At 71.1% G+C, this 13,470-nt stretch carries 11 protein-coding genes; 9 read left to right on the forward strand and 2 right to left on the reverse strand.

What is annotated here, in order from left to right; genetic code table 11:
- The first annotated feature begins 296 nt into the window (after positions 1-296).
- The 6 genes from ACZ7L0_RS25465 (at position 297) to ACZ7L0_RS25490 (ending at position 6,074) form a co-directional block, all read left to right on the forward strand.
- On the forward strand, positions 297-719 hold the full coding sequence (locus ACZ7L0_RS25465; RefSeq protein WP_471244841.1) for a DUF3499 domain-containing protein: 423 nt from the start codon (positions 297-299) through the stop codon (positions 717-719).
- 142 nt (positions 720-861) lie between these two features.
- Positions 862-2,226: a phosphomannomutase/phosphoglucomutase gene (locus ACZ7L0_RS25470; protein WP_471244842.1), complete on the forward strand. Its 1,365-nt coding sequence runs from the start codon at positions 862-864 to the stop codon at positions 2,224-2,226.
- A gap of 136 nt (positions 2,227-2,362) precedes the next feature.
- Complete coding sequence (locus ACZ7L0_RS25475; RefSeq protein ID WP_078936097.1) at positions 2,363-2,533, forward strand: Trm112 family protein; 171 nt, start codon at positions 2,363-2,365, stop codon at positions 2,531-2,533.
- A 57-nt stretch (positions 2,534-2,590) separates the two neighbouring features.
- Positions 2,591-3,718: an SIS domain-containing protein gene (locus ACZ7L0_RS25480; protein ID WP_471244843.1), complete on the forward strand. Its 1,128-nt coding sequence runs from the start codon at positions 2,591-2,593 to the stop codon at positions 3,716-3,718.
- Between the two features lie 89 nt (positions 3,719-3,807).
- Positions 3,808-4,959, forward strand: coding sequence for a mannose-6-phosphate isomerase, class I (gene manA, locus ACZ7L0_RS25485; RefSeq protein ID WP_471244844.1), 1,152 nt, complete (start codon positions 3,808-3,810; stop codon positions 4,957-4,959).
- Between the two features lie 134 nt (positions 4,960-5,093).
- A complete protein-coding gene (locus tag ACZ7L0_RS25490) occupies positions 5,094-6,074 on the forward strand; it encodes a cation diffusion facilitator family transporter (RefSeq protein WP_471244845.1) in 981 nt (326 codons plus the stop codon).
- 69 nt (positions 6,075-6,143) lie between these two features.
- Here ACZ7L0_RS25490 and ACZ7L0_RS25495 read toward each other — a convergent pair whose 3' ends face one another.
- On the reverse strand, positions 6,144-8,216 hold the full coding sequence (locus ACZ7L0_RS25495; protein WP_471244846.1) for a fructose-specific PTS transporter subunit EIIC: 2,073 nt from the start codon (positions 8,214-8,216) through the stop codon (positions 6,144-6,146).
- A gap of 411 nt (positions 8,217-8,627) precedes the next feature.
- Here ACZ7L0_RS25495 and ahcY point away from each other — a divergent pair, with 411 nt between their 5' ends.
- Positions 8,628-10,085 carry an adenosylhomocysteinase gene (gene ahcY, locus ACZ7L0_RS25500; protein WP_471244847.1) on the forward strand — a complete coding sequence of 486 codons (1,458 nt, stop codon included), beginning with the start codon at positions 8,628-8,630 and terminating at the stop codon, positions 10,083-10,085.
- A 172-nt stretch (positions 10,086-10,257) separates the two neighbouring features.
- Positions 10,258-10,872 (forward strand): hypothetical protein, encoded by a 615-nt coding sequence (locus ACZ7L0_RS25505; protein WP_471244848.1) that lies wholly within the window; start codon positions 10,258-10,260, stop codon positions 10,870-10,872.
- 20 nt (positions 10,873-10,892) lie between these two features.
- Here the strand turns inward: ACZ7L0_RS25505 and ACZ7L0_RS25510 are convergent, their stop codons facing one another.
- Entirely contained in the window at positions 10,893-11,873 is a 981-nt protein-coding gene (locus ACZ7L0_RS25510) for an RDD family protein (protein WP_471244849.1), read from the reverse strand.
- Between the two features lie 199 nt (positions 11,874-12,072).
- On the opposite strand from ACZ7L0_RS25510, the gene ACZ7L0_RS25515 reads away from it, so the two are divergent.
- Positions 12,073-13,080, forward strand: a complete 1,008-nt coding sequence (locus tag ACZ7L0_RS25515; RefSeq protein WP_471244850.1) for a stage II sporulation protein M — start codon at positions 12,073-12,075, stop codon at positions 13,078-13,080.
- Positions 13,081-13,470: the final 390 nt, after the last annotated feature.

Raw genomic sequence — 13,470 nt, forward strand, 5'->3', positions numbered from 1 at the left:
CGTAGTCCCCGCGCGGTCCGCCCGCCCCGCCCCACGCGGCAACCACCACGGCAACCGGTCACCTCGCCCCGCCCCCCGTACGGCGTGTCGCCGGATGACCATTCCAGCCAAGATTGGGCTCGTTTCCGTATCTCTACAAGACCGACAAGCTCAAGGCATTTGACGGTGTTTGTATCGAGTCGTGATCGGACGCGGAACGGTCCGGGATCTCGGACACCCCCGTCCGTGCAGGTCAGCAAGGCGCGCTCCCAGGGTAGTGTGGGGCGTTTCACAGCACGACACGGTGGAGTGACCTGGTGGAGAGTCGTCGCGGCCCGCTCAAGAGTGCGGTACCGTCCAACCTCGTGAGCCCTGTACGTCGCTGTTCGCGCACCGCCTGCGGCCGACCCGCCGTCGCGACGCTGACGTACGTCTACGCCGACTCGACCGCGGTCCTCGGCCCGCTCGCCACCTACGCCGAACCCCACTGCTACGACCTGTGCGCCGAGCACTCCGAGCGCCTCACCGCCCCGCGCGGCTGGGAGGTCGTACGCCTCCTCGACGGCTCCGCCCCGGCCCGGCCCAGCGGCGACGACCTGGAAGCGCTGGCCAACGCCGTACGCGAGGCGGCCCGTCCCCAGGAACGGGCGGCCGGCGCGGGCGGCGGCGCACGCGGCGCGGACCCGATGGAGGTCGCCCGCCGCGGCCACCTGCGCGTGCTGCGCTCCCCGGACAACTGAGGCCGCCCCTCTTGCGGTAACGGCCCTTCCAGGAACGATCCTTGCGGTAACGGTGTGTCGACGGCTCGGTTTCCGCGCCACGGACGGCCGACCGGGCCGGGTAGTTTGGGCGCACCTATAGGACATTCAGGAAGGTTGGGCCGTGGCAGCTGATCTGTCGCAGTTGGTGAAGGCGTACGACGTACGCGGAGTGGTCCCGGACCAGTGGGACGAGCCGCTGGCCGAACTCTTCGGCATCGCCTTCGCCCAGGTGACCGGCGCGGCCGCGATCGTCGTCGGCCACGACATGCGCCCGTCCTCGCCCGGCCTGTCCCGTGCCTTCGCGCGCGGGGCGGCATCGCGCGGCGTCGACGTGACCGAGATCGGCCTGTGCTCGACGGACCAGCTGTACTACGCCTCGGGCGCGCTGAACCTCCCGGGCGCGATGTTCACCGCCTCGCACAACCCGGCCCAGTACAACGGCATCAAGATGTGCCGCGCGGGCGCGGCGCCGGTCGGCCAGGACACCGGCCTGGGCCAGATCCGCGAACTGGCCGAGCGGTGGCTGGAGTCCGGCGCCCCCGAGCCGGTCGCGACGCCGGGAACCATCACCTCGCGCGACACGTTGGAGGACTACGCGGCGCACCTCCGCTCGCTCGTCGACCTGACCTCCATCCGCCCCCTGAAGGTCGTCGTCGACGCGGGCAACGGCATGGGCGGCCACACGGTCCCCACCGTCTTCGCAGGCCTGCCCCTGGCCCTCGTACCGATGTACTTCGAGCTGGACGGCACCTTCCCGAACCACGAGGCGAACCCGCTCGACCCCGCCAACCTCGTGGACCTGCAGAAGCGGGTCCGTGAGGAGGGCGCCGACATCGGCATCGCCTTCGACGGCGACGCCGACCGCTGCTTCGTGATCGACGAGCACGGCGACCCGGTGTCCCCGTCGGCGATCACCGCCCTGGTGGCCGCCCGCGAACTCGCCAGGCACGGCGGCAAGGGCGCGGTCATCCACAACCTGATCACGTCCTGGTCGGTCCCGGAAGTGGTGCGGGAGAACGGCGGCACGCCGGTGCGCACCCGCGTCGGCCACTCCTTCATCAAGGCCGAGATGGCCACGACGGGCGCCATCTTCGGCGGCGAGCACTCCGCCCACTACTACTTCAAGGACTTCTGGAACGCCGACACGGGCATGCTGGCGGCCCTGCACGTCCTCGCGGCCCTCGGCGGCCAGTCCGGCCCCCTGTCCGGCCTCGTCGCCCAGTACGACCGCTACGCCGGCTCCGGCGAGATCAACTCCACCGTCGCCGACCAGAAGGCCCGCCTCGCCGCGGTCCGCGCCGCGTACGAGGGCCGCGAGGACGTGACGCTCGACGACCTCGACGGCCTCACCGTCTCCGGCGGCGACTGGTGGTTCAACGTGCGCCCCTCCAACACGGAGCCGCTGCTGCGCCTGAACGCGGAGGCGCGCGACGAGGCGGTCATGGCGAAGGTGCGGGACGAGGTGCTGGGGATCATCCGCGGCTGAGCCCCGCCCGCACACCGGATCGAACGGGCCGGGCCTCCGCGAACGGCCCGCCCGACACCCCGCCGCGCCACCCCCACCGGCGGTACGCTGACCAGGCACATCCGCACAGCACCATCCGCCCCCGAAGGGAACCCTCATGCCGCTCGAAGCCGGCCTCCTGGAGATCCTCGCCTGCCCGGCCTGCCACGCCCCCCTCGAGGAGCAGGACACCGAGCTGATCTGCACCGGTCAGGACTGCGGCCTGGCGTACCCCGTCCGCGACGGCATCCCCGTTCTCCTCGTCGACGAGGCCCGCCGCCCCGCGTAACCACGAGGCGTTCCCACCCCCGCTGAACTGGACCCCGGCGTTCGGAGGCTGCCACCCATGCTCGACGAATCGCTGCTCGACTCCCCGGATGGGCTCGCCGACGCGGACCAGCGGGGCCTCCTGCGAGGCGCCGCGGAAGCCGGCGCCCGCGTCCGTACCGCCGCCCGGCACTCCGTCGAGGCAGGCATCCCCGACCTCAAGCCCGACGGCCGCCCCCGGTCCGTCCTGATCGCCGGTCCGGGCGCCGCCGCCACCCACGCCTCCGACCTCCTCGGCACGCTCGCCGGCCCCGGCAGCCCCGTCACCCGGCTGGCCCCCATCGGCGTCGCCCCGGCGGCCGGCGCCCTGCGCTGGGAGCTCCCTGGCTGGGCCGGCTCCGTGGACCTGCTGCTGATCGCCACCCCGGACGGCACCGAACCGAGCCTGTCCCTGCTCGCCGAGCAGGCCTACCGCCGGGGCTGCACCGTCGCCGCCGTCGCCCCCGCCGGCACCCCGCTCGCCGAGGCCGTCGCCGGCGCCCACGGCCTGTTCGTACCGATGGCGACGGCCCCCTACGACCAGGACGAGCCGCTCGCCGCCTCCTCCCCGGGCGTCCTGTGGGCGCTGCTCACCCCGCTGCTCGCGGTCCTCGACCGCATCGGCCTGCTCACCGCCCCGCCCGACGCCCTGGAGAAGGTCGCCGACCGCCTCGACCAGATCGCCGAACGCTGCGGCCCGGCCATCGCGGCCTACAGCAACCCGGCCAAGACCCTCGCCGCCGAACTCGCCGACGCGCTCCCCGTGATCTGGACGGAAGGCACCTCGGCAGGACCCGCGGGCCGCCGTTTCGCCGCCGCGCTCGCCGAACTGGCCGGCCGCCCCGCCCTGGTCGCCGAACTCCCCGAGGCACTCGCCGCGCACAGCGCCCTGCTGGCCGGCCCGCTCGCCGCCAGCGCCGACCCGGACGACTTCTTCCGCGACCGCGTCGAGGAGCCGGCCGCGCTGCACGCGCGCGTGGTGCTGCTCCGCGACCGCCCGATCGGCGGACTCACCGCCGCCCCCGCCGCCCGCGACCTGGCCCTCAGCCACGACACGCCGATCAGCGAGCTGGAACCGGAGGAGGGCGCCGAACTGGAGACGCTCGCGGAACTGATCGCCGTAACGGATTTCGCCGCCGTTTACCTGGCGCTCGCTTCGGGGGCCTGATCTTGCCTCACCGGGGCGTCCGACCCGCGACAGGCCAACCGGCCGATGGCCCCGGCTGAGCAGCGTACGTACGGAGACAGAGAAACGACATGGACCGCCTCGCCAACACCATCCGCCCCTACGCCTGGGGATCCACCACCGCCATCCCCGGGCTCCTCGGCGTCGAGCCGACCGGCGAGCCGCAGGCGGAGATGTGGATGGGCGCGCACCCGGGAGCGCCCTCGGGCACCGCGCGCGGCACGCTCGTCGAGGTCATAGCGGCCGGCCCGGAGCGCGAGCTGGGCGCGCGCGCCGTCGCGAAGTTCGGCCCCCGGCTGCCCTTCCTCCTGAAGATCCTCGCCGCGGGCGCACCGCTCTCCCTCCAGGTACACCCCGACCTGGAGCAGGCGAAGGAGGGGTTCGCCGACGAGGAGCGCCGCGGCATCCCGTTCGACGCCCCGCACCGCAACTACAAGGACGCCAACCACAAGCCCGAACTGATCTGCGCGCTCACCGAGTTCGACGGCCTGTGCGGCTTCCGAGCCCCCCTGGAGACCGCCCGCCTGCTCGACGGGCTCGGTGTCGACTCCCTCAAGCCGTACGTCGACCTGCTGCACGCCCATCCCGAGGACGCCGCCCTGCGCGAGGTCCTCACCGCCGTCCTGACGGCCGACCCCGAGGAGATGGCGCGTACGGTCGCCGCCGTCACGGCCGCCTGCACCCGCCTCGGCGGTGCCTACGCGCCCTACGCCGACCTCGCCCACCACTACCCGGGCGACCCGGGCGTCATCGCCGCCATGCTGCTCAACCACGTACGCCTGCAGCCCGGCGAGGCCCTCTTCCTCGGCGCCGGCATCCCGCACGCCTACCTCAGCGGCCTCGGCGTCGAGATCATGGCCAACTCCGACAACGTCCTGCGCTGCGGCCTGACGCCCAAGCACGTCGACGTCCCCGAACTGCTGCGCGTGGTCCGATTCGAGCCGAGCGACCCCGGTGTGCTGCGCCCCGAGGCGTCCCCGGACGGCGAGGAGGTCTATGAGACGCCGATCGACGAGTTCCGGCTGTCCCGGTACGTCCTCCCGGCGGGCGGCGCCACCCACGACCTCACCCTGGCGACCCCGCAGATCCTGCTGTGCACGGCCGGTTCGGTACGGGCGGGGGAGTACGAGCTGGCACCGGGCGAGTCCGTCTTCGTACCGGCGGGCGAGAAGGCCGAGGTGTCCGGCGCGGGCACCGTCTTCCGCGCCACTGTGATTGTCTGACCGCACCTGTGGATACCTGACGCGTCGGCGCCGCACGGGGCTGCAAGAATGGCCCACCGGCAAAGGACGGGCAAAGGCGACGGGCACCATGCCTGGACGGCGTACGTACGAAGGCGAAGGGACAACGCGGACACATGAGCGCGTCAGGCGGCACCAGGGCGATCGTGGCGGCACTCGGAGCCAACCTCGCGATCGCGGCATCGAAGTTCGTGGCGTTCGCGTTCAGCGGCTCGTCGTCGATGCTCGCCGAGGGCGTCCACTCGCTCGCCGACTCCGGCAACCAGTTCCTGCTGCTGGTCGGCGGCAAGAAGGCCGAGCGTGAGGCGACCCCGCAGCATCCCTTCGGCTACGGCCGCGAGCGCTACATCTACGCCTTCCTCGTCTCGATCGTCCTCTTCTCGGTCGGCGGCATGTTCGCCATCTACGAGGGCTACGAGAAGATCCGCCACCCGCACGAACTGGAGCACTGGTACTGGCCGGTGGGCGTCCTCGTGTTCGCGATAATCGCCGAGGGCTTCTCCTTCCGCACGGCCATCAAGGAGTCCAACGAGCTGCGCGGCAAGCTGTCCTGGTCGCAGTTCATCCGCCGCGCCAAGGCGCCCGAGCTGCCCGTCGTCCTCCTGGAGGACTTCGGCGCGCTGATCGGTCTCGTCCTCGCCCTCGGCGGTGTCGGCCTCGCCCTGATCACCGGCGACGGCGTCTGGGACGGCATCGGCACCGTCTGCATCGGCGTGCTGCTCGTCCTGATCGCCCTCGTCCTGGCCGCCGAGACCAAGTCCCTCCTGCTCGGCGAGGCCGCGGGCATCGAGGAGGTCAAGAAGATCGAGGCCGCGATCGTCGACGGCGACACGGTCACCGGCGTCATCCACATGCGCACCCTCCACCTCGGCCCCGAGGAACTCCTGGTCGCCGCCAAGATCGCCGTCCAGCACGACGACACCGCCGCCCAGGTCGCGACCGCCATCAACGCCGCCGAGGCCCGCATCCGCACCGCCGTCCCCATCGCCCGCGTCATCTACCTCGAACCCGACATCTACAGCGAGACCGAGGCCGCCAAGGGCCCGGACCCGGAGGCGACACCCGGGGGACCGAACCCGCACGCCACAGAGCACTAGAAGGGCGGCGCGGTGACCGCCCCGCGCGGGCCCGCACCCCTCAGGGCACGGGCCCGCCCGCTCACACGGTCACCCCACCTCGGCGAGCACTTCGAGGACCGCCCGCTCGTCCGGCGCCGCCAGCAGCCGCTCCCGGAACGCCGCGTCCATCAGCTTCCGTGACAGCAGCGCCAGAATGCGCAGGTGTTCGTCACCGGCGGCCGCCTCCGGCACGGCGATCATGAAGACGAGCCTGGCCTTCGTACCGTCCGGCGAGCCCCACTCGACGCCCTCCGCCGACCGCGCGAAGCCGACGACCGGCGCGGTCACCGCGTCCGTCTTCGCGTGCGGGATCGCGATCTCCTCCCCGAGCCCGGTCGTCCCCTGCTCCTCCCGCCGCAACGCGGTCGCCACGAGCCCGTCCAGGTCGGCGACCCTGCCGCTGCGCGCGAGCAGCCCCGCCATCTCCCGGATCGCGTCCTCCTTGCCGACCGCGTCGAGACGGACCTTGACGGTCTGCCCGGTGAGGTGTCCGGAGAGGGCGGCCGCGGGCGCCGGGTCGGCCGTGGCGGCGGTGGGGGTGTTCGTCCCCGCCCCCGGCCCGGCCTGCGCCGGTACGACGGCTGCGGCAGCCCCCGCTCCCACGCCCGCCCCGACCAGCGCGGGCTCGGCCCCCGCCACGATTCCGGCGCCGGACGGCACCCCGGGCCGCTTCCGCTCGACCAGGTCGACCAGCGTGACGGTCGTCAGCGCGGTGACCACCGTGCCGATCGCCACGGCCACGAAGAACATCGGCACGCCGCTCACCGCGCCCAGCACCGCCACGATCGGCCCGCCGTGCGGCACCGCGTCCTTCACCCCGGCGAGCCCGGCCACCGCACCGGCCACCGCGCCGCCCAGCATGTTGGCCGGGATGACCTGAGCCGGCCGCGCCGCCGCGAACGGGATCGCGCCCTCGGAGATGCCGAAGCAGCCCATGAACAGCGCGGCCAGACCCGTCTCCCGCTCCTGCTCGGTGTACAGCCGCTTGCGGATCAGCGTGGCCAGCCCCTGCCCCAGCGGCATGACCGGAATCGCGGCCGCGCACATGCCCATGACCGTCTGGTTTCCGGTGGCGATGAGCCCCGCGCCGAACAGGAAAGCCGTCTTGTTGACCGGCCCACCCATGTCGAACGCGATCATCAGCCCCAGAATCGCGCCGAGCAGAATCGCACTGGTCCCGGTCATCCCGCTCAGCCAACTGGTCAGGTGCTCGAACACCCAGGCGATCGGCTTGCCGATGACATAGATGAAGAACAGCCCCAGCGCCGTCGTCGCCACGATCGGTATGACGATGATCGGCATGATCGGCTGGGCGAACTTCGGGACCTTGACCTTCTTGATCCACCGCACCAGATACCCGGCGAGGAACCCGGTCACGATGGCCCCGATGAAGCCCGCGCCCGCCTTGGAGTCGTACAGCGCTCCGGTATTGGCGATCCAGCCACCGATCATGCCCGGCACGAGCGCGGGCCGATCGGCGATGGCGTACGCGATGTAACCGGACAGGATCGGGATCATCAGCTGGAAGCCGATGACACCGATCGCGTTGACATGCGCCCAGAAGGTGCCCTCCGGGATCACATAACCCTTGGCCGTTGCATCGCCCCCGAGCGCCAGCGACACCGCGATCAGCAGCCCGCCGACGACCACGAACGGGATCATGTACGAGACGCCGTTCATCAGCGCCTTGTACACCGCGCTCCGCTCCCTGCCGCCGCCACCCGGAGGCGACGACACGCCGGACGACCCGCCCGGCGTGTACACCGGCGCGGTCCGCACCCGCTCGATCAGCCGCTCGGGGTGACGGATGCCCTCGGCGACCCCGACGGTGAGGACCCGCTTGCCCGCGAAACGGCTCAGGTCCACATCCTTGTCGGCGGCGACGATGATGCCGTCCGCGGTTCTGACATCGTTGTCATCCAGGACGTTCTCCGCCCCGATGGAACCTTGCGTCTCCACCTTCATCTCGATGCCACGGCTCTCGGCGGCCTGCGCGAGCTTCTCCGCCGCCATGTACGTGTGCGCGATGCCGGTCGGGCACGCGGTCACCGCGAGCAGCTTCAACCGCTGCCGCTCGCCACCGCCGCTGCCCGTGGGGGGAGGGCCGGCCGGACTGGTCACGTCTGTCTCCTAACGCCTTTCGTCGCACGGACCGCCGTCCCGGACGCCCCGCACGTCGATCGGGGGTTCCCGATCGTGCAGGGCATCCTGCCCCACTCGACGGCAGGCTCAAAGACATCGGTCGATGACAGTCGACCCCCTCTCCTCACCCCGCGTGATCGGCGTGATCTCTTCGGACGTGGACTGGGGACGGCACGGTCCTGCGGTGTAGCTTGGGACGGAGCCAGACGTCGCTGCTGATGGCGGTCGGGCGGTCCCGAGCGGACCGGCCGAGGGAGAGAGGGCCTCCGACGGACTGCGCTGCGCGCACGTGGGCATGCCTGTGTCCTCTTTTTTCGGGCACCCCTGTGTCCGCCGCCGCGCAGACCAGCCCCATACCCACCTCGCCCCAACCCCGAGGAGCAGCTCGCAATGACGACTGTCGACAACCGACAGGACTTCAAGGTCGCCGACCTCTCGCTCGCCGAGTTCGGCCGCAAGGAGATCACCCTCGCCGAGCACGAGATGCCCGGCCTGATGTCGATCCGCAAGGAGTACGCCGAGGCGCAGCCCCTCGCCGGCGCCCGCATCACCGGCTCCCTGCACATGACCGTGCAGACCGCCGTCCTGATCGAGACCCTGGCCGCCCTGGGCGCGCAGGTCCGCTGGGCCTCCTGCAACATCTTCTCCACCCAGGACCACGCCGCGGCCGCCATCGCCGTCGGCCCGGACGGCACGCCCGACAACCCGCGGGGCATCCCGGTCTTCGCCTGGAAGGGCGAGACCCTGGAGGAGTACTGGTGGTGCACCGAGCAGGCGCTGACCTGGCCGGACAGCCCCACCGGCGGCCCCAACATGATCCTCGACGACGGTGGTGACGCCACCCTCCTCGTCCACAAGGGCGTCGAGTACGAGAAGGACGGCAAGGTCCCCTCGGTCGACACCGCCGAGTCCGACGAGCACCGCGTCATCCTCGAACTCCTGCACCGCACCATCACCAACGGCTCGCAGAAGTGGACCCAGCTCGCCTCCGAGATCCGCGGCGTGACCGAGGAGACCACGACCGGCGTCCACCGCCTGTACGAGATGCAGCGCGACGGCGTCCTCCTGTTCCCGGCGATCAACGTGAACGACGCCGTCACCAAGTCGAAGTTCGACAACAAGTACGGCTGCCGCCACTCCCTGATCGACGGCATCAACCGGGCCACCGACGTCCTCATCGGCGGCAAGACCGCGGTCGTCTGCGGCTACGGCGACGTGGGCAAGGGCTGCGCGGAGTCCCTGCGCGGTCAGGGCGCCCGGGTGATCGTCACCGAGATCGACCCGATCTGCGCGCTGCAGGCGGCGATGGACGGCTACCAGGTCACGACCCTCGACGAGGTCATCGACAAGGCCGACATCTTCATCACCACGACCGGCAACAAGGACATCATCATGGCCTCGGACATGGCCAAGATGAAGCACCAGGCGATCGTCGGCAACATCGGCCACTTCGACAACGAGATCGACATGGCCGGCCTCGCCAAGATCCCGGGCATCGTCAAGGACGAGGTCAAGCCGCAGGTCCACACCTGGAAGTTCCCCGACGGCAAGGTGCTCATCGTGCTGTCCGAGGGCCGCCTGCTGAACCTGGGCAACGCCACCGGCCACCCGTCGTTCGTGATGTCCAACTCCTTCGCGGACCAGACCCTGGCCCAGATCGAGCTGTTCACCAAGCAGGCCGAATACCCGATCGGCGTCTACACGCTGCCCAAGCACCTCGACGAGAAGGTCGCCCGTCTCCACCTGGACTCGCTCGGCGTGAAGCTCACGACGCTGCGCCCGGAGCAGGCCGCCTACATCGGCGTGGAGGTCGAGGGCCCGTACAAGCCGGACCACTACCGCTACTGAGCCACCGGTTCCGTAGCCCCGCCCACCGGGGAGAACGCGTCCGTGCACTGACGCACCCCCCACCGGCAGGTCCTCCGAGGCAGGCCCCCGCACCCCCGTGCCGGGGGCCTGCCCCTTTGGCGGGACCAGCAGCCCTGGCCGGACCGTCAGCCCGTCAAGACCCAGGACCCCCATGCCCCGCGGCCGTTATTCGCTCCACGATCCGCACGATCACACCCCCTTCGCAGAAGAACACTTCCAGTGCGCCCCGGGCCCGTCCGGCTGGCGCTACGTCTCCCGGCTGACCACCCCCTCGGGCGACCACAGCGGCTCCGTCGACCTCGCCCTCGACGAGCTCGGCCGCCCCATCCGACTCGAACTGCACGCGGGAAACTGGCAGGTGCGCGGCGCCGCCCTCGACGGCGTCACCTGGGTCCGCACCGACCCCACCGGCACTCATGCCACCGAAGGCAATGTGCGCGCCCACGCCTTCACCGGCACGTCCCCCGCGTTCCTGATCGCCACCGCCCGTCTGCTGCGCCTCACCCCTTCCGCCTCCGCGACCCGCGTACGCCTCGTCGCCTTCACGGACCCGGTCCTCGCCCCGCGCACCGTGGACCAGTCCTGGGCCTTGGTGGAAAGAGAAACACACGCCACTGACAACGGCCCTCTGACCGTGGACGAATACGAGGTCACAGCCCTGGACACGGGGGAGCGGCACACCGTTCACATCGCCGGGGACGTCGTCCTCGCCGCGCCCGGCATCGAGCTGGAGGACCTGGAGTCGCCGCCGTCGGTCTTCGGCTGAGCGGCCGGGCCGACCACTCGCTACGCCGGCGGCACGAAGCCGGTGGCCGGCCGCTCAACCGGGGCCGGGGCCTGAGCCGGGGCCGTGGAGGCGCCAGGGGTGTGGGCGGACTGCGGGGGCTGCGGCACAGGCGGCTGGGGCTGCTGGACCTGCGGCGCGATCGGCTGCGGGACCGGTGGGGCGTACACGCCGGGCACAGCCGCGGAGGCGACGGGCACACCTCCGGCGCCGGGCACGCCGCTCGCGACCGGACCGCTGCCGAAGGCCCGCCGAGCCTCACGGGCCTGCCGCTCGTGCAGCATGGCCGCCAGATAAGCGGCGGGCGGCACGCCCTGCGGCGCCGGAGCCCCCGTACGGGCCGCCAGATCGGTCGCGAGCCGCTCCGCCATGGCCCAGCCGACCTGCGGATCAAGCTGCTGCATCCGTGTCAGATACTGACGGACGGCAAGCCACAGACCATCGGGAACACCCGACAGATCAAGCCCCGAGAAGCGCCCGGCCAGCCAGGCAGGCGGCGGAGGAACGAAGTGATTCCTCCCGGCCGGCACCCGCTCCCGCACCACCAACGTCCCCGCGAAGACGTCCCCGAGCCGCCGCCCCCGCGCCGACACCAGCGAGGCGATACAGGCGACGACACCGAACGTCATCAGAATCTCGACCACGCCCACCGCACCCCGTACCAACGCGTGCCGGAACCGGATCGGCCCACCGTCGTCCCGCACCACACGGAGCCCGAGCGCCAGCTTCCCCAGCGAACGTCCGTGACTGAGCGTCTCCACCGCGATCGGCGCCCCGACCAGTACCAACAGGAAACTGGCGATGGTCAGCGCGACCTGCGCGGCCTCGTCCAGCGACGCCGTCGCCGCCACCAAGGCCGTGACCACGGCGATATAGGCGACCACGGCAACCACCAGGTCGAGCAACACCGCAAGCGCCCTGCTGGGCAGCCTCGCGGGGCGCAGCTCGAGCGCCACCGCCTCCCCTGTCACCAGCTCACTCACGCCCGTCGTCCTTCCCCTGGTCTGCCCCGAGAACCGCAAGTCTGCCAAGCTGAGGCGCATCGCGCCCCAGTACGACAAGCTGACAGCTATGACAAGTGGTCCATGACCGGCGAGTGGCCCCGAGACCTACGGACACCAGTGGTCCCGAGATCGACGGACGGTCGACGGTCGACGATCAGCCGAGGAGCAGACAGACCCGATGGACCTCGACGTCTTCGTCACCGCCCACCGAGCCGAGTGGGACCGCCTGGACGCGCTGCTCCGCCGTCAGCGCCGCCTCACCGGCGCGGAAGCCGACGAACTCGTCGCCCTCTACCAGCGCACCGCCACTCACCTCTCCCTGATCCAGTCCAGCGCCCCCGACCCCCAGCTCACCGGCCGGCTCAGCCAGCTCGTCGCACGCGCGCGCAGTGCCGTGACAGGAACCCGCCGCGCCTCCTGGCGCGATGTCACGCGGTTCCTCGGCTACGGATTCCCCGCCGCGGTCTACCGCTCCCGCCACTGGTGGGTGCCCACCGCGCTCGTGTCCACCGCGGTCGCGATCCTGCTCGGCTGGTGGATCGGTACCCACCCCGAGGTGCAGTCCTCCATCGCGGCTCCGAGCCAGCTGCGGGAGCTCACCCGCCCCGGCGGCGAGTACGAGACGTACTACTCGAGCCATCCCGCCGCGTCCTTCGCCGCCCAGGTGTGGACGAACAACGCCCAGGCCGCCGCGCTGTGCCTGGTTCTCGGCGTCTTCCTGGGCCTCCCGGTCCTGTGGATCCTCTTCGAGAACATGCTCAACCTCGGCGTCGGGTTCGGCCTGATGTCCTCGGCGGGTCGGCTCGACACCTTCCTCGGCCTGGTCCTCCCGCACGGCCTGCTGGAACTCACCGCGGTCTTCGTCGCGGCCGGCACGGGGCTGCGCCTCGGCTGGACACTGATCGACCCGGGCCCGCGCAGCCGCCGCACGGCCCTCGCCGAGGAGGGCCGGGCCGCCGTGGGCATGGCGATAGGCCTCGCCCTGGTCCTCTTCGTCTCCGGCGCCATCGAAGGGTTCGTCACCCCGTCCGGCCTGCCCACCTGGGCGCGCATAGGCATCGGAATCGCCGCCGAGCTGGCCTTCCTCATGTACGTCTACATCCTCGGCGGCCGTGCCGCCCGCGCCGGTGACACGGGCGACCTCGAGGCCGCCGAACGCAGCGCCACCGTCCCGACCGCCGCCTGATGTGCGAGCACGCCCCACGAGCTGCTAGTCTCCTCTTCGCCCCGCAAGAGCTGTTGACACAGCGCGAGCGGGGAGGTAGATTCAAACAGTTGCCTAGAACTGGACATGTCCAGAGGTGGCAGCTAGAATCTATCTGCTTCTCCAGGAATTGGATTCCCGAGAAGCCTCTCCCGATTACTCAGGAATGAGCGGCCGGTCAGACCGGCCAAGAACTTCTGATAAAGTCGGAACCGCCGGAAAGGGAAACGCGAAAGCGAGAACCTGGAAAGCACCGAGGAAATCGGACCGGAAACAGTCTGATAGAGTCGGAAACACCGAAGGGAAGCCCGGAGGAAAGCCCGAGAGGGTGAGTACAAAGGAAGCGACCGTTCCTTGAGAACTCAACAGCGT

It is taken from the genome of Streptomyces sp. NPDC039424 (genome assembly GCF_055639495.1).